The organism is Prochlorococcus marinus CUG1438 (assembly GCA_017644325.1).
Taxonomy (GTDB): Bacteria; Cyanobacteriota; Cyanobacteriia; order PCC-6307; family Cyanobiaceae; genus Prochlorococcus_A; species Prochlorococcus_A marinus_AA.
The window spans coordinates 296,399-315,810 of record JAEPLS010000002.1 but is presented as its reverse complement, the minus strand read 5'-3'; the positions used below and the strand labels follow the sequence as shown (position 1 = coordinate 315,810).

At 27.5% G+C, this 19,412-nt stretch carries 35 protein-coding genes and 1 pseudogene; 17 read left to right on the top strand and 19 right to left on the bottom strand.

What is annotated here, in order from left to right:
- Nucleotides 1-21: 21 nt before the first annotated feature.
- On the top strand, nucleotides 22-183 hold the full coding sequence (locus tag JJ847_07775) for a hypothetical protein (GenBank protein MBO6960783.1): 162 nt from the start codon (nucleotides 22-24) through the stop codon (nucleotides 181-183).
- A gap of 18 nt (nucleotides 184-201) precedes the next feature.
- Here the strand turns inward: JJ847_07775 and JJ847_07770 are convergent, their stop codons facing one another.
- The 3 genes from JJ847_07770 to JJ847_07760 all read right to left on the bottom strand — a co-directional run bounded on the left by JJ847_07770 (nucleotide 202) and on the right by JJ847_07760 (nucleotide 1,686).
- The gene (locus tag JJ847_07770; GenBank protein MBO6960782.1) at nucleotides 202-516 is read right to left on the bottom strand and encodes a hypothetical protein; all 315 of its coding nucleotides are present in this window, start codon (nucleotides 514-516) and stop codon (nucleotides 202-204) included.
- A 130-nt stretch (nucleotides 517-646) separates the two neighbouring features.
- A complete protein-coding gene (locus tag JJ847_07765; GenBank protein ID MBO6960781.1) occupies nucleotides 647-1,417 on the bottom strand; it encodes a pilus assembly protein in 771 nt (256 codons plus the stop codon).
- 86 nt (nucleotides 1,418-1,503) lie between these two features.
- On the bottom strand, nucleotides 1,504-1,686 hold the full coding sequence (locus JJ847_07760; GenBank protein ID MBO6960780.1) for a Nif11 family protein: 183 nt from the start codon (nucleotides 1,684-1,686) through the stop codon (nucleotides 1,504-1,506).
- Nucleotides 1,687-1,923: 237 nt separating this feature from the next.
- On the opposite strand from JJ847_07760, the gene JJ847_07755 reads away from it, so the two are divergent.
- From JJ847_07755 to JJ847_07740, 4 genes are all read left to right on the top strand, one after another.
- Entirely contained in the window at nucleotides 1,924-2,103 is a 180-nt protein-coding gene (locus JJ847_07755) for a hypothetical protein (GenBank protein ID MBO6960779.1), read from the top strand.
- Nucleotides 2,104-2,158: 55 nt separating this feature from the next.
- Complete coding sequence (locus JJ847_07750) at nucleotides 2,159-2,380, top strand: hypothetical protein (protein ID MBO6960778.1); 222 nt, start codon at nucleotides 2,159-2,161, stop codon at nucleotides 2,378-2,380.
- A complete protein-coding gene (locus JJ847_07745; protein MBO6960777.1) occupies nucleotides 2,381-2,683 on the top strand; it encodes a hypothetical protein in 303 nt (100 codons plus the stop codon).
- 306 nt (nucleotides 2,684-2,989) lie between these two features.
- Complete coding sequence (locus JJ847_07740; protein MBO6960776.1) at nucleotides 2,990-3,169, top strand: hypothetical protein; 180 nt, start codon at nucleotides 2,990-2,992, stop codon at nucleotides 3,167-3,169.
- 4 nt (nucleotides 3,170-3,173) lie between these two features.
- On the opposite strand, the gene JJ847_07735 is transcribed toward JJ847_07740, so the two are convergent.
- Together JJ847_07735 and JJ847_07730 are read right to left on the bottom strand one after the other, a co-directional pair.
- Nucleotides 3,174-3,353 (bottom strand): hypothetical protein, encoded by a 180-nt coding sequence (locus tag JJ847_07735; GenBank protein MBO6960775.1) that lies wholly within the window; start codon nucleotides 3,351-3,353, stop codon nucleotides 3,174-3,176.
- A gap of 142 nt (nucleotides 3,354-3,495) precedes the next feature.
- The gene (locus tag JJ847_07730) at nucleotides 3,496-3,780 is read right to left on the bottom strand and encodes a DUF1330 domain-containing protein (GenBank protein ID MBO6960774.1); all 285 of its coding nucleotides are present in this window, start codon (nucleotides 3,778-3,780) and stop codon (nucleotides 3,496-3,498) included.
- A 78-nt stretch (nucleotides 3,781-3,858) separates the two neighbouring features.
- On the opposite strand from JJ847_07730, the gene JJ847_07725 reads away from it, so the two are divergent.
- Together JJ847_07725 and JJ847_07720 are read left to right on the top strand one after the other, a co-directional pair.
- The gene (locus tag JJ847_07725) at nucleotides 3,859-4,401 is read left to right on the top strand and encodes a hypothetical protein (protein MBO6960773.1); all 543 of its coding nucleotides are present in this window, start codon (nucleotides 3,859-3,861) and stop codon (nucleotides 4,399-4,401) included.
- A gap of 677 nt (nucleotides 4,402-5,078) precedes the next feature.
- On the top strand, nucleotides 5,079-5,483 hold the full coding sequence (locus tag JJ847_07720; GenBank protein MBO6960772.1) for an MAPEG family protein: 405 nt from the start codon (nucleotides 5,079-5,081) through the stop codon (nucleotides 5,481-5,483).
- Between the two features lie 14 nt (nucleotides 5,484-5,497).
- Here JJ847_07720 and JJ847_07715 read toward each other — a convergent pair whose 3' ends face one another.
- Genes JJ847_07715 through JJ847_07700 form a run of 4 tightly spaced genes read right to left on the bottom strand, consistent with a single transcriptional unit; the run spans nucleotide 5,498 to nucleotide 7,339 of the window.
- Complete coding sequence (locus JJ847_07715) at nucleotides 5,498-6,367, bottom strand: restriction endonuclease (protein ID MBO6960771.1); 870 nt, start codon at nucleotides 6,365-6,367, stop codon at nucleotides 5,498-5,500.
- Between the two features lie 20 nt (nucleotides 6,368-6,387).
- A complete protein-coding gene (locus JJ847_07710) occupies nucleotides 6,388-6,639 on the bottom strand; it encodes a hypothetical protein (GenBank protein ID MBO6960770.1) in 252 nt (83 codons plus the stop codon).
- Between the two features lie 40 nt (nucleotides 6,640-6,679).
- Nucleotides 6,680-6,877, bottom strand: a complete 198-nt coding sequence (locus JJ847_07705) for a hypothetical protein (GenBank protein MBO6960769.1) — start codon at nucleotides 6,875-6,877, stop codon at nucleotides 6,680-6,682.
- Between the two features lie 42 nt (nucleotides 6,878-6,919).
- Nucleotides 6,920-7,339 (bottom strand): acyl-CoA thioesterase, encoded by a 420-nt coding sequence (locus tag JJ847_07700; protein MBO6960768.1) that lies wholly within the window; start codon nucleotides 7,337-7,339, stop codon nucleotides 6,920-6,922.
- Between the two features lie 105 nt (nucleotides 7,340-7,444).
- Here JJ847_07700 and JJ847_07695 point away from each other — a divergent pair, with 105 nt between their 5' ends.
- From JJ847_07695 to JJ847_07685, 3 genes are all read left to right on the top strand, one after another.
- A complete protein-coding gene (locus tag JJ847_07695; protein MBO6960767.1) occupies nucleotides 7,445-7,681 on the top strand; it encodes a hypothetical protein in 237 nt (78 codons plus the stop codon).
- A gap of 112 nt (nucleotides 7,682-7,793) precedes the next feature.
- Nucleotides 7,794-8,030, top strand: a complete 237-nt coding sequence (locus JJ847_07690) for a hypothetical protein (GenBank protein ID MBO6960766.1) — start codon at nucleotides 7,794-7,796, stop codon at nucleotides 8,028-8,030.
- 45 nt (nucleotides 8,031-8,075) lie between these two features.
- A complete protein-coding gene (locus JJ847_07685; GenBank protein MBO6960765.1) occupies nucleotides 8,076-8,240 on the top strand; it encodes a translation initiation factor IF-2 N-terminal domain-containing protein in 165 nt (54 codons plus the stop codon).
- Between the two features lie 24 nt (nucleotides 8,241-8,264).
- Here the strand turns inward: JJ847_07685 and JJ847_07680 are convergent, their stop codons facing one another.
- Together JJ847_07680 and dusB are read right to left on the bottom strand one after the other, a co-directional pair.
- Nucleotides 8,265-8,519 carry a DUF2470 domain-containing protein gene (locus JJ847_07680; GenBank protein ID MBO6960764.1) on the bottom strand — a complete coding sequence of 85 codons (255 nt, stop codon included), beginning with the start codon at nucleotides 8,517-8,519 and terminating at the stop codon, nucleotides 8,265-8,267.
- An 18-nt stretch (nucleotides 8,520-8,537) separates the two neighbouring features.
- A complete protein-coding gene (gene dusB / locus JJ847_07675; protein ID MBO6960763.1) occupies nucleotides 8,538-9,545 on the bottom strand; it encodes a tRNA dihydrouridine synthase DusB in 1,008 nt (335 codons plus the stop codon).
- 171 nt (nucleotides 9,546-9,716) lie between these two features.
- Between dusB and JJ847_07670 the strand changes: the two genes are divergently transcribed.
- Nucleotides 9,717-10,109, top strand: coding sequence for a hypothetical protein (locus tag JJ847_07670; GenBank protein ID MBO6960762.1), 393 nt, complete (start codon nucleotides 9,717-9,719; stop codon nucleotides 10,107-10,109).
- A 47-nt stretch (nucleotides 10,110-10,156) separates the two neighbouring features.
- Entirely contained in the window at nucleotides 10,157-10,666 is a 510-nt protein-coding gene (locus tag JJ847_07665) for a hypothetical protein (protein ID MBO6960761.1), read from the top strand.
- A 112-nt stretch (nucleotides 10,667-10,778) separates the two neighbouring features.
- Here JJ847_07665 and JJ847_07660 read toward each other — a convergent pair whose 3' ends face one another.
- Nucleotides 10,779-11,258, bottom strand: a complete 480-nt coding sequence (locus tag JJ847_07660; GenBank protein MBO6960760.1) for a glutathione peroxidase — start codon at nucleotides 11,256-11,258, stop codon at nucleotides 10,779-10,781.
- A gap of 145 nt (nucleotides 11,259-11,403) precedes the next feature.
- Here JJ847_07660 and JJ847_07655 point away from each other — a divergent pair, with 145 nt between their 5' ends.
- The 3 genes from JJ847_07655 to JJ847_07645 all read left to right on the top strand — a co-directional run bounded on the left by JJ847_07655 (nucleotide 11,404) and on the right by JJ847_07645 (nucleotide 13,125).
- Entirely contained in the window at nucleotides 11,404-11,646 is a 243-nt protein-coding gene (locus JJ847_07655) for a lectin subunit alpha (GenBank protein MBO6960759.1), read from the top strand.
- A gap of 11 nt (nucleotides 11,647-11,657) precedes the next feature.
- Complete coding sequence (gene purT / locus JJ847_07650; GenBank protein MBO6960758.1) at nucleotides 11,658-12,842, top strand: formate-dependent phosphoribosylglycinamide formyltransferase; 1,185 nt, start codon at nucleotides 11,658-11,660, stop codon at nucleotides 12,840-12,842.
- 82 nt (nucleotides 12,843-12,924) lie between these two features.
- Nucleotides 12,925-13,125 (top strand): hypothetical protein, encoded by a 201-nt coding sequence (locus JJ847_07645; protein MBO6960757.1) that lies wholly within the window; start codon nucleotides 12,925-12,927, stop codon nucleotides 13,123-13,125.
- Between the two features lie 13 nt (nucleotides 13,126-13,138).
- On the opposite strand, the gene JJ847_07640 is transcribed toward JJ847_07645, so the two are convergent.
- The 7 genes from JJ847_07640 to JJ847_07610 all read right to left on the bottom strand — a co-directional run bounded on the left by JJ847_07640 (nucleotide 13,139) and on the right by JJ847_07610 (nucleotide 18,605).
- Nucleotides 13,139-13,300, bottom strand: a complete 162-nt coding sequence (locus tag JJ847_07640; protein MBO6960756.1) for a photosystem II reaction centre N prot — start codon at nucleotides 13,298-13,300, stop codon at nucleotides 13,139-13,141.
- Nucleotides 13,301-13,700: 400 nt separating this feature from the next.
- Nucleotides 13,701-16,307 (bottom strand): aminopeptidase N, encoded by a 2,607-nt coding sequence (pepN, locus tag JJ847_07635; protein ID MBO6960755.1) that lies wholly within the window; start codon nucleotides 16,305-16,307, stop codon nucleotides 13,701-13,703.
- 54 nt (nucleotides 16,308-16,361) lie between these two features.
- A complete protein-coding gene (locus tag JJ847_07630; protein MBO6960754.1) occupies nucleotides 16,362-16,646 on the bottom strand; it encodes a hypothetical protein in 285 nt (94 codons plus the stop codon).
- A gap of 153 nt (nucleotides 16,647-16,799) precedes the next feature.
- Nucleotides 16,800-17,516 carry an MBL fold metallo-hydrolase gene (locus JJ847_07625; GenBank protein ID MBO6960753.1) on the bottom strand — a complete coding sequence of 239 codons (717 nt, stop codon included), beginning with the start codon at nucleotides 17,514-17,516 and terminating at the stop codon, nucleotides 16,800-16,802.
- 66 nt (nucleotides 17,517-17,582) lie between these two features.
- Complete coding sequence (locus tag JJ847_07620) at nucleotides 17,583-17,885, bottom strand: hypothetical protein (protein ID MBO6960752.1); 303 nt, start codon at nucleotides 17,883-17,885, stop codon at nucleotides 17,583-17,585.
- Nucleotides 17,886-17,931: 46 nt separating this feature from the next.
- On the bottom strand, nucleotides 17,932-18,117 hold the full coding sequence (locus tag JJ847_07615) for a hypothetical protein (GenBank protein MBO6960751.1): 186 nt from the start codon (nucleotides 18,115-18,117) through the stop codon (nucleotides 17,932-17,934).
- A 107-nt stretch (nucleotides 18,118-18,224) separates the two neighbouring features.
- Nucleotides 18,225-18,605: a DUF393 domain-containing protein gene (locus JJ847_07610; GenBank protein ID MBO6960750.1), complete on the bottom strand. Its 381-nt coding sequence runs from the start codon at nucleotides 18,603-18,605 to the stop codon at nucleotides 18,225-18,227.
- A gap of 132 nt (nucleotides 18,606-18,737) precedes the next feature.
- Here JJ847_07610 and JJ847_07605 point away from each other — a divergent pair.
- Nucleotides 18,738-18,945: pseudogene (locus JJ847_07605) on the top strand (hypothetical protein).
- Between the two features lie 105 nt (nucleotides 18,946-19,050).
- Nucleotides 19,051-19,320: a hypothetical protein gene (locus JJ847_07600; protein ID MBO6960749.1), complete on the top strand. Its 270-nt coding sequence runs from the start codon at nucleotides 19,051-19,053 to the stop codon at nucleotides 19,318-19,320.
- Nucleotides 19,321-19,412: the final 92 nt, after the last annotated feature.

The window sequence follows — 19,412 nt, the reverse complement described above, 5'->3', positions numbered from 1 at the left end:
AAATTAATATTTAAATAAAATTTGAATAATAAAGAGCCAGAAAATCCAGTCGTTTACCTTTCTAACTTAGTCAAGAAATTAGATGTAAAAAATAGAAATGGTTTAGTAGCTTTAGCAATAGTAAACCTTTTAGTAATTCTTTTATTTAAATTTTATCTGAAAGTATCTGGATTATTATCTTGAATTTGCCTTCTGGTTGTATTATTCAGCATTTTCAAATTGCTTTGCTAATCTAAATGCCTTCTTGATTATTAGAAAGCCTCCGTATGCGCCAGCAAGTAAAGGCAATATAACTAGTGGGTTAGTGGAATAATCTGAATAATTTTTTACACCCTCAACATATTCATAACCTGAACATTTAAGAAAGATAAAACTAAAAAATGTGATGCTCCAACCAATTATTGATAAAAAACCACCTTTTTTATCTCCTTCGTAGAATCTGTCTAGACCTAAGCCCCAGCCTCCTATTAAAAATATTCCTCTAACAACAGAATTTTTTTCTTGATTTCTAAGCATAATAAAAAAATGTTCATTATGAACATAACTTATTTGTGTTTGAGATGTGAGATGTTTTTATTAATTAATCTTTAAAATAAATTTTTAGTAGATTTATTTCTATAAATTACTGCGAATATAAGTCAGTTTTTTAATTATTAGATATTGCATTTGAATTCAATAAAGAAATTGAAGGCCTTATATAAATAAAAATAGACCCATACATATCCTGCATAATTCTCATTTCTTCATCTAAATATACAATTGAAACCTGGCAATTAGGCGATTCTTTATTCCAAGGTAATTTATTCCATACCTCTTTAACTGGATACCATCTATCCATAAGTAATTCACTAAATAATGGAATCTTATTAAGTCCATCAACTTTGGAAACTTTTGTCTTTTGTAAGTTCATATCAAGTAAATTATTTCTTAAAACTAAATCACTTGCTAGGGTTATTACTCTTCCACCAAAAGTAGGAAATAGTTTGAACCAACCTAAGATAGGAATTGTTGTGAGCCCGAATATTGTAGTGTCAAAAGTAGATATAAATTCTTTTTTGTCAAAATCAATCTTTTGAGCAATTCTACCAATAGTAGATATACCAAAAGATCCTACTTGCAATTGATGTAATTTAAAAAAAAGATTACTTTTGAATTCATCATTTAATGCCTTTTCAATAGCAAGGAAGAAAGGAGAACTTCGAAATAATTCAACATTAGAAAAAATCAATTCCCACTCTCCAGATAATGATTTTTCTGATATTTCAAAACTAAAGTTTTTAAGAGCTTTAATCAATTCATCCATTTCATTAGTTTTTTCCTTATACATAGGAGAAATTAATTTATTTAATCTTTGCCCTCTATCTGTTACAGCAGCTATTTTATATATATCTGACTTTATCTCTCCAATTTCTTTCATAACTCCAATACAAGAAATACTAACTTAATCTTAGGAATTTAATTTTAAGTTGATGGCAATTTTAAAAATGCTGGTAAGAAAATTAATCAATATTCTCCCCACCTTTTACCAATCTCAAAACCCCATTCAGTGGTTAATTTAATTACTTCATCATGATTTTTGCATTTTGAAAGGGACAACTTTTTACTAGGATTATTTTTTATTAGCTCAGCAATTTGATTCAGTTGCTCTATCTTTTTTAGAAAATTACTTAGATCTTTATCTGACATTTATCTAAGCACTAAATTTTTGATCGTAAGTGAATATGTAATAAATAACCCAGGCTACACCAATAATCAGAATTGCAATCATTATATTTACTGACCAAACTACTTCTATCATTTGATTTTTTTATTTATTTAAAATATATCCAAAATTTACTCTAAATTAAACGTTAATAATTTAAATCTGGAACAATACATTACTTTTGCTAAATGTATAAAATAGTCTTAAATAGATTAAAAATTATGGGAGAAGCTAAGAGAAGGGAAGAGTTAGGCCTACCACCTAGGGAAAAGAAAAAGGAAAAACAAACATCGAAAAATAAACTAAACAAAATTTTAAATAAATATCCTTATTTACCTTTCATTTTAGGTTTTGCATTACTAGCAATATTAATTATCGACTTAGTGAATTACTACAAATAGAGAGAGGTATATATAAAGGGGATATTTTTACTAGAAGAAAAGATTATCTTCGCAATTGCGAAATTATTTTTCCATAATAACAATAAAACCTATGAAACTTTTTAATACCTCATGCTCCTTAATTTTAGGTGTACTTACTTTGTTTTCAACATCTAGTGCTAATGCAGGCGGCTGCAGTTCTCATACTGAGAAGAAGGCTGAAATCGAATGCTTGACTGATGATAAAGAATGCTTAGATGCGAAAGAAAAAGAATTACTATATAAGGTTGAGGCATAAATGTTTGATAATCTTGGAACTGCTTTAGTACAGGCATTAGGCTTCTTTGCTGTTTTTGTTTTTTTTGTTTATCAAACTTTATTCGCAAATAATAAACCCAAAAACTCAAAATTAAACCTTAAAAAAACAAAGGTTTCCGATAAAAAAGAATCAATTAAAAAAGAACCTAAAAAAGGGCTTTTTAATAGAAAATCTAAACCTGTTGAGGAGAATTTACCAGTAAAAAAAAAGGGATTTTTTGGGAGAAAAAAAGAAGTTATTAAAGAAGAGACTAAACCAAAGAAAAAAGGTTTGTTTAAATAGGTAAAGGTACAAGAACACTATTTTGATATCCTTTATACAAAAAAAATTTTTAGTAACTTTATAATTTATGTAATTCAATAATAAAAATGAATCATAGAGAAATCACAAAAAAATATAGTGAATTACTCAATAAAGCCGAGTTTGCGAATGGCCGGAAGGAAGTTGTAGGTCTTTTAAAAAAAGCTGCCAAATTGAAATCTCAGATTGAAATCAACTATTAGGTTCATAAATTAGTTTAATTCTAAATGTAAAAAATTTTTCTAAAAAAGTTTTTACATGAGATAATCTGCATAGATAATTTTTCTTATGGATAAAAAAGGTTATACAACCGAAAGTGGTGGTAGACAAAATGGCTTCGCAATTGAACCAGAAATTAACCCCATATCAGAAGGTGAATCAAAGAAATCCATTTTTTTATTTATTGGAATATTATTACCTTTTCTAATAGGCGGTTTTTATTATTTAAGGACTCTGAATATATTCTGATATTTTATAGGCCATTTTTAGCAATATATTCTTCTGAACTAACTATATCTTGCATTAAGCTCTCTGATGAAGGATTAAATCCATTTTGCTCTAAAAAAGATTTAACCTTTTCAAATTTTTGCTGAATTTTTTTTGTATATGGAGTTGTCATCAAATAATCATCTTTTTCTGTTGAATAGTTCATTTGATTAACGGATTACTTTTACACTTAAATTTTGCAAAACATACAATTGCTAGTGAAGTTATAAATATTACATAAATAATTTAATAGTAATAAATACTTATAAGAATTTATAAGTTGTTTGTTTGAAATCGCTATTGACTGTTTAAAGAGTACTTATAGTAACTAAGTCCATTAAATCTCTGGACTGAAGATATTTTTGGAATACTTCAGAATAAAATGCTTTTTTAGCAGCAAATTTTGATTCGAATTCTATAACTAATCCAAGTTGCCCTCCATCCCATTCGTTTGAGGTTGATTCTTGTATCATATCTCTTTTTACTATTACTCCTCCCACAGATTTAATCCAAGGCAATACTGTCCTTATATATTCCAGAAATAAATCAGCATTTGGAATTGAAATTTTCTTTAGCCAATAGCTCTTTGTCATCAAATCAACATATTCTGGGTAGAATATAGCACATAGAGGTAAGTATTTATCCTTAGCTATATACTCAGCGATTATTAAATGGAATCCGAAGATAAATTATTAAATTTGCTTCTTAAATCTCCAAATTCAGAGAAGATTCAAGCTATTGCCGAACAACTTGAAATTAATCATAACTTTTCCTTTGGTAAAGATAGAAATGATTTAAAGGGAGTCTGGGAGCTTAGGTGGAGTAGTTCTAATAGTCCGTTTTTGAAATACTCTCCTTTTATCGATAATCTCCAATTTCTTGATCCTTTTAATTTAAATGGTCTTAATTTACTTAAACCAAGAGGAATAAATTCAATTATTGGTACTGGTATTTTAATAAGACTTTATTACATAAATGAAAAAAAAATTGGGGTCTCATTTACGCATGCTGGCGTCATTGGTCCTAAATTTGGAAGAAAAAAAATAAATGCTATGAAAGAAATAAATAATGAACAATTAGGATGGTTAGATATAACTTATTTAAGTAATAAGCTCAGAATCTGTAGAGGTGATAAAGGTACTTTATTTGTTTTAAGAAAAATAGAATCATCGACTTTATTCACTAATTTTAAGCAATTTATTAAAATCTTCTAAAATATAAATTAATTTTTTATCCAAATAGACTTTAAAACGAAATAAATTGGAAAATATTTAAAAGATTCTTTAGGTATTTCATAACTCAAGAATTTTAGTGCTTCTTCTAACCAGTATCCAATATCAAATCCTAAAAGAATTTTTTCTGCAACAAACCAAAATTCTCTATCAAATATTATTCTGAAGTTTAAGTAGATATATTCCCAATGAAAGATATTCCAATATTGGATTAAAAATGAGGATAAAATAAGCCAAAATGATATAAATATAAAACTTTTAAGAAATTTATAAAAATTTTTCATATACCAGCAACTTTCTTATTGAATTTCAAATATTCCTTATTATTATTAGGATCAAATTTTATTTCCATGAAATATATCCAAAAAGATATAAAAATATTGAGAAAATAATAAATTTTCGTGGAGTTAATAATCTATTCTTCTTTTTTAAGATTCTGTGCATTAAGATTGTTTTTCTTAAGAAAAAAACCTAAAAACAGAAAAGCAAAATATATTATTAAACTAATGCCAAAAATTAATATTATCTTTGAAATATCCATAAATGATTTTTTTATATAAATTAAATCATTTTTTGCAATGTTTTATATATGGTAATGATTTTTCATTTATCACGATAAAGAGCTTCAATTATTAAGCTAATAATATTATCTAAATCATATGCAAGTAACTTTCGCCTGGAGCCTTTGTCTATCCGTTGGAGTTGTTTTATTATCAATTATTCCATTAACTATTGGGAGAGTTAAAGCAGGATATTCTGTTGAAAATATGGCGGCTCCAAGGGCTTTATTCGATGAATTACCTTCTTTTGGTAAAAGAGCAGTTTGGTGTCACCAAAATTGTTGGGAAAGTATTTCCCTACATGCACCCGCATGTCTTCTCTGCTTGATTACTTTAACTGACTCTAATATCGCAATAATTGCATCATTGATTCATCCTATTTTTCGTTTTTTATATATTGGTGCATATGTATTTAATATCCCAACAGCTAGAGGTTTAATGTGGGCCTCAGGAATTTTTACAACACTTTTGCTTTATAAAGAGGGCTTAACACAATTGATATAAGCTATTTAAACTATTTAAAAAATAAACTTTTTTAAATCTTTTAATTGATATTCATTTATTAGTTCCACTTTATTTGATTGTGCTAGTTGATGAGCGGACTTTGTAAAGCCAGATTTTGAAACAATTATTGCATGTGTGCCTTTCCAAAATAATTTACCAGCTGAAATTTCCTGAACTGCTTTATTTCCAATAGCTTTTTCATGATCTTTGCATTGAATACATATTCTCAAATCATTTATTGACGCAATTAAGTCAACCCCTTGATCTCCTGTATTAGGGGTTTCTTTTACTTCCCAGCCATTTTGTTTGAGAATTTCCATACAATGATTTTCAAATCTAATACCTTTTTTGTAGTTTTCCTTGTTTTTACTTGAGTAGTTTTTTTCTATTAGGTTTAAGCATGATTTCTCTATTTGACTTGCTATGAATACAAACCAATCTTCAGTCTCGAGCTTTCTAATAGATCCAATTATCTCATCATCAATAGTAGGATTTTCATGACAATACGATCTCCACTTTTCGAAAAATAATTCCATATTTCCAAATTTTTTTAAAATTACTTTTTCCCAGAAGTATGGTATACCCTCTTTAAATCGCTTGGATCCATTAAATATATTTTTCTCAATGGCTTTTTCAACAAGAGGTGGATTACCAATCCATTTTTTATAATCCTCGTTACCGTAAGCATCTATTTCCCTTAATCTGATCCTCTCCTCTAACAAATTGTATTTATTTTCTTCTATTATATTATTAATTGTTTGAATAAAGAAATTGGAATTTAAGGCATTATTTAATTTAAACTTTCTCTTTCTAATTTGATAATCCCTTACAATTATAAAAATTAAAAAAATTATAGAAATAATTAAAATAAAAAAAATTTTCATTAAAGATTTTTATTTTCGATCTAAAAAGTTTTTGTTTTTCTGATAACAAAATTATTTTTTGTTATTACAGAAGACTCATTTACTTCAAACCCATTGATTGCTGATATTTCTCCTTTTATTCCTTCTAATGTTAATTGCTCGATAATGCCTTTTATTACTTCATCCTCGACCAATTTTCTATCAATTCTTTCAGGTGTAATATCTGTAAGCCATTTTGAGGTCTTTTTTTTTACAACCTCTGTAGGGTTAGTTATTTTTAAGTAGATAGCCATTTTTTAAGTCATTCAGTTGAATTATAAGCATTAAATCTTCCTAAATTTTATTATTGTCATTACTTTCCCACTCAAGAAATTGAAAAACAAAAATTGCAAAGATAGAGAAAAATACTATAAACAATCCTAACCAACCTAAGAATTTGTGCTCTGTAAAAAGATTTGTAAGCATTGATTGTTCTTGATATTTTGATTCCATTTCATATTGATAAGAATCAATAACTTGAAATATATTCATAATTAATAATTTAATAAATCGTTCAATTGGCGGATAATAAATTCAACCGTTTAATTTACTAAAGGCTTCCGATAAGAAATCTGGCCTTTTTCTTATTATAGAAAAATTCTGTTTATTTACTAAAACTAAATTGACTTCAGCAATCGTTAAGATTTTATTTTTCTTGTTAAGAAATTTTGAAATTACATTAATCCTAGGACTTTTATCAATATTGAATGCGCTCTCGATTGTTATTTTTTCACCAAGAAATAAAGGAGATTTATATTTTATTGAAGTATTGATTAAAGGTAAATCTAAACCATTTTTAGTTAGTTCGAAATAACTTATGCCTACTTCTGAAAGTGCATTTATTCGGCTTTCTTCAAGCCAATTGAAATATTTACCGTGCCACATCACGCCTGCATGATCTGCATGTTGAGGTAAAACAATTTTTTCTATTTTCCAAACTGGTTTTGAGTTCATCTTTTATTTAAAAAATATTTTTATTCAATCAAAAAAACTTATTTTATATTGTAGATTAATTTTGTTTATTCACATAAGAATCATCAAAACTATATTCATAAAGTTATGTTTAATCGTAAAAATAGAAGTAGAAAAATGAAGAAGATTTTTCAATGGGAAGAATATTTAAATTGGAAAAGTATGTCAAAGGAACAGAAATTAAATTTCAAGAGGGCGTGCTTATTCCCATTTCTCGTCTATATAGTTTATGTTTTTCTTAATCAGTACTCCTTGGCAATTCTTTTATTACTAGGTCTTTATTTTTTAATTAGATTTAAAAATAGAAATAAGTTAGGAAGATGAATAATTTTTTTATTTTGGTTTATTTTGATTTATTTAGATTTGTTTTAAATTTATTCAGTTTTTCTAAATAACTTTATTGGCATATGACAATAGTATTAGATAAATTTTTTTTATGAAAAGAATCATTTTGTTTTTATGTGTATTAGTTTTTTCAATATTTTTTAATACGAATAATTTATTAGCAAAAGAAATTGAAAATAATATTAAAGAGAATATTTCTAATGAAATTGAAGAAATTAAGCCTGATAATAAAAAAACTAATATTTCTAATTCTTCAGCAGAAGATATTTTTGGGGATGAACAAACCTTTCCATTCGTTGCAGGTTTAGGGAAAAATGCAGCACATTGATGTTGAGGTTCTTGATATTTTTAGAAAAAGATTTTTTTATTACTCATGAAAGGTCTTAGGGTTCTAGAGCTTTCTGAAGCACTTAATGTTGATAGCTCAGACTTATTAGCTGTTTGTGCAATTCTAAAAATAAAAGCCACATCTAGATTAAGCATGCTTTCATTTGAAGAATGTAAAAAGATAACTGATTACTATGAAAATAAAAATTAGATTTTTTTTATACTAATGTATTTATTATTTAATCTCTTTAATCATTGATACTAAAGTTGAATGAATTTCTTCTTCAGATATTTCATTTTTAAAATTGATAATTGCTGACTGTCCATCGTAATTGATTTTCATATAACTGTTATTAATTTCTTCCATATAAGCACTCTCAAACCTTGATATCTTTCCATAATGAATAAGATATTTATGAACCGAATCAATGTGATCATTGTTCATATGATCACAAACTCTTTTACTGGTTTCTTTACTAATAATTTTCATTTAAAAAATAAATTTGTTTCAAGCTAATGTATTTTTTTCATTATTCAAAGTTTTAATCATTTTAATTATTAAATTTTTAACTTCATTTTTATCAACAGCTCTAACCAAGTTATTTCTCAAATTTGATGCTCCTTTAAAGTCTTTACATGTCCATGAGATATGTTTCCTTGCAATTAACAATCCGTGATCTCCTTTTTCTTTTATTAACTCATCAAGATGCTCAATAATTAAATATAGTTTTTCTTCTGTGTTTGGTTCTTTAAAATTCTTATTTTCTCTAATGGCATAATCTATTTCTCCTATTTTCCATGGGGATCCTAAAATTCCTCGGCCAATCATTACACCATCAGCATTTGTTTTTTTTAAACAATTAAGAGCGTCATCTGAATTTTTGATATCTCCATTAGCAATTACTGGGATTTCTAACATCTTTTTAAGTTTCCCGATCATTTCCCAATCTGATTTGCCTGAAAAACCCTGTTTTCTAGTTCTTCCATGAAGTGTGATCATCGTTGCTCCCGCATCTTGTAGTTTAAATAAGAAATCCTCTATATTTTCTTCTTTACTATCCCATCCGAGTCGTGTTTTTACTGTTACTGGAACCTTAACAGCTTTTACAACATTTTTGACTAATTCTATAGCAAGTTTTCGGTCTTTAATTAAGGCACTGCCTCCACCTTTCTTTGCAATTTTTTTTACTGGACATCCCATATTTATATCAATTAAGAATGCTCCAGAGTCCTCAGCTTGTTTCGCGGCTTCAGAAACAGCATATGGCCTATTATCAAATATTTGTACTCCAACTGGACCTTCTTCTAAATCTATTTGATTGATTTTTTGTGCTCCAAATCCTTTTTTAAGACTTGTGGCATTTATCATTTCTGTAAAAAGTAAAGAGTTTGGAGCCCATTTACGTACAAGTCGCCTAAAAATGTTATCCGTAACTCCTGCTAATGGTGATAGCATGACCTTACTCGTAATTATCCTGTTAATTCCCCTTCCTTTTAGCTTTATATTTGAAGACATATAATTCTAAATTTATTTAATCTTTATTTATTATAAATTCCGATATGTAGCTTATTTTATGTTTTCTATTTATTTCTTAATTTATAATAAGTGCTTTTACTTAAATAGGCCTAATTGATTAATTTTTTTGCTAGTTTATGTAGAGTTGAATTTTAAGAAAGGAAAATTTTTTTGTTTATATTAGTATCTATTTTTCTCCCAATAATTATTTTTATTGCACCAATAAATGTAAAAGCTATTCAAGGTAATTTAGATTTATCGAGTGCTCAAACTTCTGTAGGTAAAAGATTTGCTAAAGCTTTTTGTGATGCTAAGAAGGAAGGATTAGATTCTGAATTTGCTAGTGAATATGCTTTGAATAATACATATTTAAAATTTGTAGCATTTCCAGACGATGACGAATATTTGGATAATTTATGGAATTTCACCCATAATAATATATTAGATAATTGTGGTGAATTTGTTGATATAAATGATCTTAAAGATTTAGAGATGTTTTTTAAAGAAGAAGGTTTAATTGCATCAAATAGGGAACTCTATTTACCAACTTTTGAGAATAATTAGATTAAATTTTTAACATGTACTAAGATATAGATAGAATATGAAATTTTATGAAACTATTAGGTTTAAATTCACCTGAAATATTCATAATTTTAGTAATTTTGCTTTCAATTTTAGGTCCAAAAAGAATTGAAAAAGGTTTCTTATTATTTAAAAAACTATTAAAATTTCTTCTAAGCAAAGATGAAGATCAAAGCTTAACAAATTCAATAGTAAAACCAGAGGAACCAGAGGAAAGTCAAGTTAAAGAAGAAATATTAGAGGCAGAAGTAAAATCAGAGGAACCAGAAGAAAGTAAAGTTAAAGAAGAAATAGTAAAGGCAGAAGTAAAGACAGAGGAACCAGAAGAAAGTAAAGTTAAAGAAGAAATAGTAAAGGCAGAAGTAAAGACAGAGGAACCAGAAGAAAGTAATGTTAAAGAAGAAATAGTAAAGGCAGAGGAGTCAGAAGAAAGTGAAGTTAAGGAAGAAACAATAGAGCCAGAGGTAAAATCAATTAAAACTAAAAAAAGAACTGTTAAAGATGAAATAATAGACTTAGAAGTTGATTCTGATAATTAAAAGGTTATAAATTAAGAAATTAGATATTTTTAGAATAATTTAGTTGTATTTTTTTTATTAAATATAAAGGGTCTTTATTTTTAATATTTTAATTTGAATTATAAGAAGGTTGTTATGAATCTAAAGCTACTTCGATAGCTGCTATTAAGTTTTCGTCAAATGGTTTAACACCTGGCTTAAATCTTGCAATTACTTTACTATCTTTACCTATCAGAAACTTCTCGAAATTCCATTCAACATCTCCCTCAGGTTCAACTTTGTTAAGGGTTGTGTATGGTTCTGTGGTCTTGCCTTTTGCATGAACTTTTTCATAGATTTCAAACTTAACTCCATATTTTGTTGTGCAAAAATCTTTTATTTCAGAAAGAGAGTCGGGTTCTTGTTTTCCGAAATCATTACAAGGGAATGCAAGTATTCTTAGTCCTTTGCTTGAATATAAATCATGTAGCTTTTGAAGATCCTCATACTGAGCAGTATTTCCGCAATAACTAGCTACATTAACAACTAAAATTACTTCCCCTGAATATTCACCTAGTTTTATGGATGATCCGTCTGCGGAAAGAACAGTAGTATTTTGTACGTCAACTTGCATGTCTAAAAAAAATCACCCTTTGAAGATAGCATTGTATAGACTTTATTGTGTTTAATTTATATGCTGGTTATGGTTATTTCTTTTAGAAGTTTTAATTTTTCATTTATTTAACCCTTTATAATTAGTATTATTAATCAGTTTAAATTTGGACCCTTTAGACCCACTTACTGAAATTATTAATTCTGGTCAAGGTTTTTCACCTGCAATTGCTTTAGAAAGAATTATTTGGGCAATGATAGGAATCTTTTTTTTAATAGCAATTTCAAAATCAATAACTAATAGCATGCGAAGTCAAAATTGGTTTGGTAGAAAATTTTTAATTAGTTTTTCTAAAGACAAAAAAATTACAGATGATGCATCCTCACAACCTTCTGGTAATGACGAATAAGTTTTTTCAATATGAAAGATTCAATTTTTTCTAAAAAAAGAATTTTATTGCTTGGTAGTGGTGAGCTTGGAAAAGAATTAGTAATAGAATCCAAAAGATTAGGATTAGAAGTTATTGCAATTGATCGATATGAGAAAGCACCTGCAATGCAAGTAGCTGATTATTCAAAAGTAATTGATATGGGAGATAAAAATATTTTAAAAAATGTCATAAAAGAATTTAAGCCTGACTATGTTGTCCCAGAAATAGAAGCACTTTCAATTGATGCTCTAAAAGAACTAGAGGATGAAGGATTTAATATTGTTCCAAACGCCAGAACTGTAGAAATAACAATGAATAGGGATAAAATCAGAAACTTGGCTTCTAGAGATTTAAAAATAAAAACTGCAAAGTTTGATTATATTTTTGAATTTGATGATTTAGAAAAAAAAGCAGATGAAATTGGATTCCCGCTTTTACTAAAGCCTTTAATGAGTTCTTCAGGAAAGGGACAGAGTTTGGTTGAAACAAAAAATGATTTACAAAATGCTTGGAAACAGTCGCAAGCAAATTCAAGAGGAAAGGTTAAAGGTGTAATTATTGAAGAATTTATTAATTTTGATTTTGAGTTTACTCTTTTAACTGTAAGAAAAGAAAGTGGTGAAAATATTTTTTGTTTACCAATTGGACATCTTCAATCTAATGGAGACTATCAGTGTAGTTGGCAACCTATAGAGATCAAAGACTCCTTAATAATTGAAGCTAAAAGAATGACAAGTAGAATATTAAATAACCTTAATGGAGCTGGATTATACGGAGTAGAGTTTTTTATAAAAGGAAGTGAGGTTATCTTTTCAGAGTTATCTCCAAGACCACATGACACTGGCATGGTTACATTAGTTAGTCAAAATATTAATGAATTTGAATTACATTTAAGGGCTTTTTTAAATTTACCAATACCGCATATAGGTCTAATAGAACCCTCTGCAACCAGAGTTATACTTTCTAATCAAGAGTTTATAAATCCTAATTATGAGGGACTTAAAGAGGCATTAGAAGTTGAAAAGACTAAAGTGCTTATATTTGGTAAACCAGTTTCCAGAAAAGGTAGAAGAATGGGTGTTGTTCTCTCATCAAATTCTGACATTAATTTGGCTAGAAAAAATGCAGACGAAGCTGCTCGTAAAATAAAAGTCAGTGCTAAAAATATTAAATAAAAATAACGAAAAAAATACTTATTTCCTTTGTTTTTTTTATATGTTTCTCTGGGTATTATTTCAGTATATTCAGTCTTTCTTAATGATAGAAAACTATAAAGGTTGGGATATAACTTTAAATTGGGATAATAAAGATTATCTCGATAGGGATACTACTAAAAGTAGTTTTTTTAATCAAAAGGAAAAATGGATTGGGGTTCACTTAAATGGTGAGAAAATCTATGGCTCTTCCCTAAAAGAAATTAGGCATATTATTGACTATCCTAGTTTGCATACAAAGTAGGTTCAAAGATTTTTTAATTATCCTTACTATTTTCATCATCTTCAATTAGTTCATTAGCAAGTTTTCTTAAATCTCCCTTAATTGAAACCCATGTAAAAGCGATTATAAAAATTGAAGCAGATATTGCAACAGTGATTTTTTCAATAGGGGACATTCCAAGAGCAATACCAAACATTTTAAACTAAATACTAATTTTATTATATTGAATTTTCCTAAATAAATTGGATTAAATTTTCTTTTTGCAATTATATTTAATTATTCAAAATATAATGAATTAAATTTAAATTACTTATTTTATTTATTACTTCTGATTTCAATTTTATTCAGTAAAATTAGATTATGGAAAAAAAAAAGTGTCCTCAATGTAAAAATTTAATTTTAAAAACTTCTCCAACATGTTTATATTGTGGCAGACCTAATAAATTTATAACTAATGAATACGTCAATAAAAAGTGGAATAAAGACAATAATGAAAATGTATTTGATTATATTTTTATTAATAAGTATCTTATATTTATTTTATTATTAATATTTACAATTGTTATTATTATATTTAGTTGAATATCATAAATAAATTACTCTATTATTGAATCTAATACCTCTTTAGTATTTGATGATAGTTTATTTTTTTTAATATGCTTTATTGCTTCTATCATATTACTTTTGTAAGGTTCTGAGTAATAATTGTATCTACTAAATACTTTCACAAAACGGGAAATTACGATTGGATTTAATTTATCAAAGTCAATTACTTTTTTTGCAATATATTTATAACCAGAACCATCAATTGCATGGAAAGTACTATTTCTTGTTACGAAAGTATTTAAGATAGCTCTTAAAGTGTTTGGTGATTTTGAATCAAATAACTTATTTTCAAATAATTTTTTAATGCTACTTGTTTTTTCATCAATTTCTATAGATGCATTGAATGAGAACCAACTATCCAAAACGACGCTATTGTTTTTCCATTTATTGAAGAATATATTTGAAATAATTTTTCTTTCAGGACAATTAATCCTACTGAAAGAATTCAATGCAGCTTTTGCTAAAGTCATCGAATTACCATCGACATAATTAATTATTTTGCTTTTAATTTCTTTGTCATCGCTGTGTAAGAGTAGTTTCCAAATATTTTCGATTAGTTTTCTTTCATTTTTACCTTCTGGCCAAACTTTATTTAGATTTTTCTCTATTTCTTGAAGCTTAAAATATAATTCTTTTTTTAATTTGGTACCGAATAAATAATTTAATTCATCAATAGTTTTATATATTTTTAAAGGATCTATAATTTCCATCTCTGATTCAATTTCAGCAAATGTGGGTATACTTAGTAATTCTGATAAAAGAGATAAATTAATATCTTTATTTTTTATAAATGATATTAAGGTGCTTATTAATTTATTTTCAATTTTATGATCTGGTTTTTCATCTAATCTGCATAAAATAATTTTTTTATAAAATACTTTTACAGTATTAGATAGTGTAAAAAAATCTTTTTCATATTTTAAGATTAAAAATTTTTCATCCAAGGTAGTGTCTGATTCCCAGTCAACTGGTGAAGAGAATTCGCGAAAATAAGTTACTAAAGGAATTTGGAGGTCAGATCTTATATTCCTAAAAATAAATTCTTGTTTTTTTGTTTTTAAAACTACTGTTTTTTCTATTATTTTATTTTTACCGCAAAATATAGCCAGATTTATAGGAATTATTAAAGGTAAATCATTATATGGGTTCTTCTTTATTGGATTACTTTGAGAGGCTTGAATTGTAAGTTTTTCTTCTGTTTGATCCCAAATTCTCTTGACTTTAACTTTGGGTGTGCCATTTTGCTTATACCAGACTTTAAATTCTTTAGGATCGATTTCCTTATTGTGCTCAAGAATTTTATCGACAAATTGGTCTATTGTTGCAGCCTTACCATCATATGTTGAGATGTAATTACTAAATCCTTTATAGAAATTCTCATCTTTTACAAGCTTATTAAGCATTCTAATTATTTCAGATCCTTTTTCGTAGATCGTGGTCGTATAGAAATTATCTATTTCTTGATATTTTTCTGGCATTACAGGATGCGATGTTGGACCAGAATCCTCTCTAAATTGATTTCTTCTAAGAAATTTTGCATCCTCAAGCCTCTTGATTTCATGATTATGGAGGTCTGCAGTGAATTGTTGATCTCTGAATACTGTTAAACCCTCTTTTAGAGATAATTGAAACCAATCCCTACAAGTCACTCTATTACCCGTCCAATTATGGAAGTATTCATGGGCGATCACACCCTCTATTCTTTCTAATTCTTCATCAGTTGTTGTTTCAGAATTAGCGATTATTAGTTTTGAGTTGAAAATATTGAGACTTTTATTTTCCATTGCTCCCATATTAAAGTGCCTGACGGCAACTATATTGAACAATGACAAATCATATTCAAGATTATATTTGTCTTCGTCCCATCTCATTGATTTCTGTAAGGAACTTATTGCATGTTGAACATATTTTTCATCTCCGTACTCAACGTATATATTAATTTCAACTTTTTTATTCGATTTTGTTATGAAATTGTCTTTTACACAATTAAGTTTCCCTGCTACCAATGCAAATAGATATGAGGGTTTCGGATATGGGTCTTCCCAAATTATTTCATGTCTATTATTTGTAAGATTATTTTCTTTTATGACATTACCATTTGACAGTAATACAGGATAGTCACTCTTGTCTGCCTCAATTCTCACTGTGTATTTGCTGAGAATATCAGGCCTATCAGAGTGGAAACTTATTCTTCTAAATCCCTCTGCCTCACATTGCGTAGTTATAATTCCATTGCTCTCATACATTCCTAAAAGGGAAGTATTTTGCTTCGGTTTAATTATTCCTTCTATTTTTAATAAAAAATTATCTTTATCAATATTTTTAATTTTTAAGTTATTTTTTCGCTGTTTATAGTATTTCTCTTCTAATAGCGAGTCATCTATAAATATTTTTTTTATTAAAATATCCGTACCATCAAGAATAAGATTTCTGGTATTCTTATTTTTTTTTTCCAATTTTAGTTTCGTCGTAACTTTAACAAAAGTTTTCTTAATTACGAAGTCCAAAAAAATTTCCGGAATTTCGTAATCAAAAACTTTGTAATCTTCAAGCTTTACATATCTTGGAATACCTTTTTGGTTTTTTTGGCTGTCCATCTTTAATAAAGATTTTAAATATTGAATGAATAATCTAGGGTGGTTGTCTTGTAATTATAAGTTTGACCTATTATCTACTGTTTCACAAAAATGTGTTTTAATTTCCCCAGAAGGAAGTAGCTCGTATAAGGAAGGATTTTTAATATTTGGCGATCCGTCCTCATTGAATTGGTATCTCCAGTCCCATTTCTTATCTGTAAATGAAATGTAATCTTTCCTTAGAGAGTATGGAAGCATAAGCTTTTTTTTATTCCAATTAATATTTATAAATGCTCCAGGCTTTAACTCGGATATCTTTTCTACTATGGAAAAGTCACCATTAAAATTATTTCTCATCACAAGATCAAGCTTTGTATTTTCACATATATAGCTACTATTCAAAGCTAATAAAAGTACTGAGTTAATAAAAAATGAATAAATTTTTGAGCTCCTTTTAAAGTAGATTTATTGTCAAGCTAAATGAATTAACTAAAGATCTTTTTGGGTATTGATTTAAATCATAATAGATTGCATACTCTTTAGATCTACAAGATTACAATTTAATTCCTCTTGATAATCCTGAACTGAAATAAAATTATTTAAAAAACCTGAATATTTTGCATCTCCGCCAATTGTACTTGAAAGTATATATTTTGGATTGAATTTATTAATCAATTTAGGGATCACATCAGCACCTTTTACGAAAGAACCAACTAGGGGTAATTCTAAATTTTTTGTAGGAGTGATGACTGCATCAAGACTTTGCTTGTTTAAATTTTCATCAAGATATCCATGTGGTTCTATATAAAACCCATTATCTTGATCGTCTTTAACAATGTAACCATTTTCTATTTGTGGTACCGGAGCCCCAGCAGTGGCTTCAAAACTTAAATTAAAATGATTTAACTTTTCAGTTGGCCTAAGCACTTTAATTGAACTAAACCCAATTTTTTCTAATGTTTTGATAGCACTTTTAGGGCAAATTATAGGAATATCTTTTCTGAACATTTCTAATGTTGGAACATGACAGTGGTCAGGTAATCCTTGGGTTAACAAAATAATATCTATTTTTTTATCTATTGAAATTTCTTCTTCTAATGATCCTTTAAAAAACCACTCACCTGGTGGAAATATTAAATCTCCTTTGAGCCAAGGATCAATAATTAAATTGGTTTTTCTAAATTTTATAAGCCAACCATTTGAACCTAGGTAGGTCGCTTCAAAAGTCATTATCATTAAATTGTTTTAGTAGACTATAAAGTAATTTTGGCTTTATCGAGAAATAACTAATTTAGATTAATTTGCTTCATTTAAAATTTGAAATGACTTTCTTTTGAGATTAAATATTAAAACTTGGTTATCTTTACAACTAATTTTAAAGTCTTCTTTTTCTAGCATCTGTATTGGGATTAGAGCCAATCCTCCTGTTCCTGAAAATATTATTGGCATTGTATTATTTTTAGTTCCATTCATTTTTTGCAAGTCAATAGCTTGAGAAACTATTTTTCTGGCTTTGTCAAATCCGTAATCTTCTATTAATTCAGACCATAAAAAGTTAACTGATTCATATTTCGAAAACTCAATTTGTACTGTTTTCATTAATAAATATTAGATATATAGCGATTTGTAGATAAAAAATAAAAACTTAATTATTATTTTTAAACCTATCCATGACTAGTTGTAACATATCTACTACATCTCCATCGGTTAAATTTAAATCCTTCTTTAAATCATTGCAAGTTAAATTCATTTCAAGTGCCGCTTCAGCCATATGATTAACTTTTTGGTTATCACCGCCCAATGAAATAAAGGGATTGAAGTTTTCTATCATTTAATACTTGTTGTTACCACCTAGTTCTAGCTAAGAAATAATTAATTATCATTTATTGATACAGAAGCTTATAAATATGTTATTTAATATTTAGAAAGTTTTTATTTTTAAACTAGGGATATTGATATACCTTTTGATATCAATACGAATCTTCTGGCTCTGACTAGTAAAGGAAATATCAAATTTGTTCGTTTATTTGATTTAAACACTCTAGAAAGTAACAAAAGTAAACTACTTGAGGGATTATTTATCTTTTTGCAAATAGTATTAATAGCATCTGCCCCATGAAAGATATCTTCATCTTTAAGGAGTATAGCTCCTTTATCCAAGTCATAACCTTTCTCTAGGAGGGATTTAATTAGAGTTAAATTTTTACGACCATCAAGAATTTTAATATTATTTATCTGGCTTTTGATCTCAAGTAGCTCTGCAAAATGATTGCAGAATGGGCATTCTCCATCATAAATAAACGTATAGTTGGAAGTCATTAGAATGAAACAGTTTTGATGGTCTTACAGTGCGCAAACAAAATAGTAATGCCTCGATAATAAAACAATTAATAAAAATTTTGTGGATTTTTTATAAACGGATAGTTAAACGATTCTAATAATTACGAAGAAATGTCTCAATATAGGTATATTTTTCATAAAAATCTGTATGCTAACTCGAAGATATTATGTTTTTAAAATCATGAATTTATTAGCTTCCTTTGCAATAGGTGGTTTTGTCCCTTCTGCAGCCTACGTAGGAATTGGTTCTATGGTTCTTTTTGCCCTACTTTGGATTATTGTTGGACCAAACTATAGCAAATTAGACCCTGATCAATAAATCATCATCTTTAAGATAGATTTTAAAAGACTCATTTGAGTCTTTTTTTTATGCGATTTTTATAATTTATTTTTAGAATAAGCTAAATTTATTTCTGATATAAAAATGTTGTTAAATCCTTTTTATCCACTTACTTTTTTGAAAATTTCTTCTCTAAAAGCCACTATTGCTTTACTATTAATTCTTCTAATTAAATCAAGCTTGCTTCGATTGAAAGGAGGATTAATAGGAGGACTTTTCGCTTTAATACTCATAACTGGAATATTAGCCTCTAGTTCTTTAGCTTTAGGATCCTTAGTTTATGCTTATAGATTAAAGAAGAAATCTAACTCTGATGACAATCAAATTCAGGATTTAGAAACTGTCAGTGTTTAGTTGACTTTAGTGAATTTAGTCTAATTGGATTATCTAAAATGGCGTCCCTGGGACAAAATGCAATACTAAAAATCCAAAACCAGCAGCAAAAA

What these genes read in the sequence shown, in the direction of transcription:
- JJ847_07770 (MBO6960782.1), bottom strand. Translation starts at nt 516, where the DNA reads ATGCTTAGAAATCAAGAAAAAAATTCTGTTGTTAGAGGAATATTTTTA.
- JJ847_07765 (MBO6960781.1), bottom strand. Translation starts at nt 1,417, where the DNA reads ATGAAAGAAATTGGAGAGATAAAGTCAGATATATATAAAATAGCTGCT.
- JJ847_07760 (MBO6960780.1), bottom strand. Translation starts at nt 1,686, where the DNA reads ATGTCAGATAAAGATCTAAGTAATTTTCTAAAAAAGATAGAGCAACTG.
- JJ847_07755 (MBO6960779.1), top strand. Translation starts at nt 1,924, where the DNA reads ATGGGAGAAGCTAAGAGAAGGGAAGAGTTAGGCCTACCACCTAGGGAA.
- JJ847_07745 (MBO6960777.1), top strand. Translation starts at nt 2,381, where the DNA reads ATGTTTGATAATCTTGGAACTGCTTTAGTACAGGCATTAGGCTTCTTT.
- JJ847_07740 (MBO6960776.1), top strand. Translation starts at nt 2,990, where the DNA reads ATGGATAAAAAAGGTTATACAACCGAAAGTGGTGGTAGACAAAATGGC.
- JJ847_07735 (MBO6960775.1), bottom strand. Translation starts at nt 3,353, where the DNA reads ATGAACTATTCAACAGAAAAAGATGATTATTTGATGACAACTCCATAT.
- JJ847_07730 (MBO6960774.1), bottom strand. Translation starts at nt 3,780, where the DNA reads ATGACAAAGAGCTATTGGCTAAAGAAAATTTCAATTCCAAATGCTGAT.
- JJ847_07725 (MBO6960773.1), top strand. Translation starts at nt 3,859, where the DNA reads ATGGAATCCGAAGATAAATTATTAAATTTGCTTCTTAAATCTCCAAAT.
- JJ847_07720 (MBO6960772.1), top strand. Translation starts at nt 5,079, where the DNA reads ATGCAAGTAACTTTCGCCTGGAGCCTTTGTCTATCCGTTGGAGTTGTT.
- JJ847_07715 (MBO6960771.1), bottom strand. Translation starts at nt 6,367, where the DNA reads ATGAAAATTTTTTTTATTTTAATTATTTCTATAATTTTTTTAATTTTT.
- JJ847_07710 (MBO6960770.1), bottom strand. Translation starts at nt 6,639, where the DNA reads ATGGCTATCTACTTAAAAATAACTAACCCTACAGAGGTTGTAAAAAAA.
- JJ847_07705 (MBO6960769.1), bottom strand. Translation starts at nt 6,877, where the DNA reads ATGAATATATTTCAAGTTATTGATTCTTATCAATATGAAATGGAATCA.
- JJ847_07700 (MBO6960768.1), bottom strand. Translation starts at nt 7,339, where the DNA reads ATGAACTCAAAACCAGTTTGGAAAATAGAAAAAATTGTTTTACCTCAA.
- JJ847_07695 (MBO6960767.1), top strand. Translation starts at nt 7,445, where the DNA reads ATGTTTAATCGTAAAAATAGAAGTAGAAAAATGAAGAAGATTTTTCAA.
- JJ847_07690 (MBO6960766.1), top strand. Translation starts at nt 7,794, where the DNA reads ATGAAAAGAATCATTTTGTTTTTATGTGTATTAGTTTTTTCAATATTT.
- JJ847_07685 (MBO6960765.1), top strand. Translation starts at nt 8,076, where the DNA reads ATGAAAGGTCTTAGGGTTCTAGAGCTTTCTGAAGCACTTAATGTTGAT.
- JJ847_07680 (MBO6960764.1), bottom strand. Translation starts at nt 8,519, where the DNA reads ATGAAAATTATTAGTAAAGAAACCAGTAAAAGAGTTTGTGATCATATG.
- dusB (MBO6960763.1), bottom strand. Translation starts at nt 9,545, where the DNA reads ATGTCTTCAAATATAAAGCTAAAAGGAAGGGGAATTAACAGGATAATT.
- JJ847_07665 (MBO6960761.1), top strand. Translation starts at nt 10,157, where the DNA reads ATGAAACTATTAGGTTTAAATTCACCTGAAATATTCATAATTTTAGTA.
- JJ847_07660 (MBO6960760.1), bottom strand. Translation starts at nt 11,258, where the DNA reads ATGCAAGTTGACGTACAAAATACTACTGTTCTTTCCGCAGACGGATCA.
- purT (MBO6960758.1), top strand. Translation starts at nt 11,658, where the DNA reads ATGAAAGATTCAATTTTTTCTAAAAAAAGAATTTTATTGCTTGGTAGT.
- JJ847_07645 (MBO6960757.1), top strand. Translation starts at nt 12,925, where the DNA reads ATGATAGAAAACTATAAAGGTTGGGATATAACTTTAAATTGGGATAAT.
- JJ847_07640 (MBO6960756.1), bottom strand. Translation starts at nt 13,300, where the DNA reads ATGTTTGGTATTGCTCTTGGAATGTCCCCTATTGAAAAAATCACTGTT.
- pepN (MBO6960755.1), bottom strand. Translation starts at nt 16,307, where the DNA reads ATGGACAGCCAAAAAAACCAAAAAGGTATTCCAAGATATGTAAAGCTT.
- JJ847_07625 (MBO6960753.1), bottom strand. Translation starts at nt 17,516, where the DNA reads ATGACTTTTGAAGCGACCTACCTAGGTTCAAATGGTTGGCTTATAAAA.
- JJ847_07620 (MBO6960752.1), bottom strand. Translation starts at nt 17,885, where the DNA reads ATGAAAACAGTACAAATTGAGTTTTCGAAATATGAATCAGTTAACTTT.
- JJ847_07615 (MBO6960751.1), bottom strand. Translation starts at nt 18,117, where the DNA reads ATGATAGAAAACTTCAATCCCTTTATTTCATTGGGCGGTGATAACCAA.
- JJ847_07610 (MBO6960750.1), bottom strand. Translation starts at nt 18,605, where the DNA reads ATGACTTCCAACTATACGTTTATTTATGATGGAGAATGCCCATTCTGC.
- JJ847_07600 (MBO6960749.1), top strand. Translation starts at nt 19,051, where the DNA reads ATGTTGTTAAATCCTTTTTATCCACTTACTTTTTTGAAAATTTCTTCT.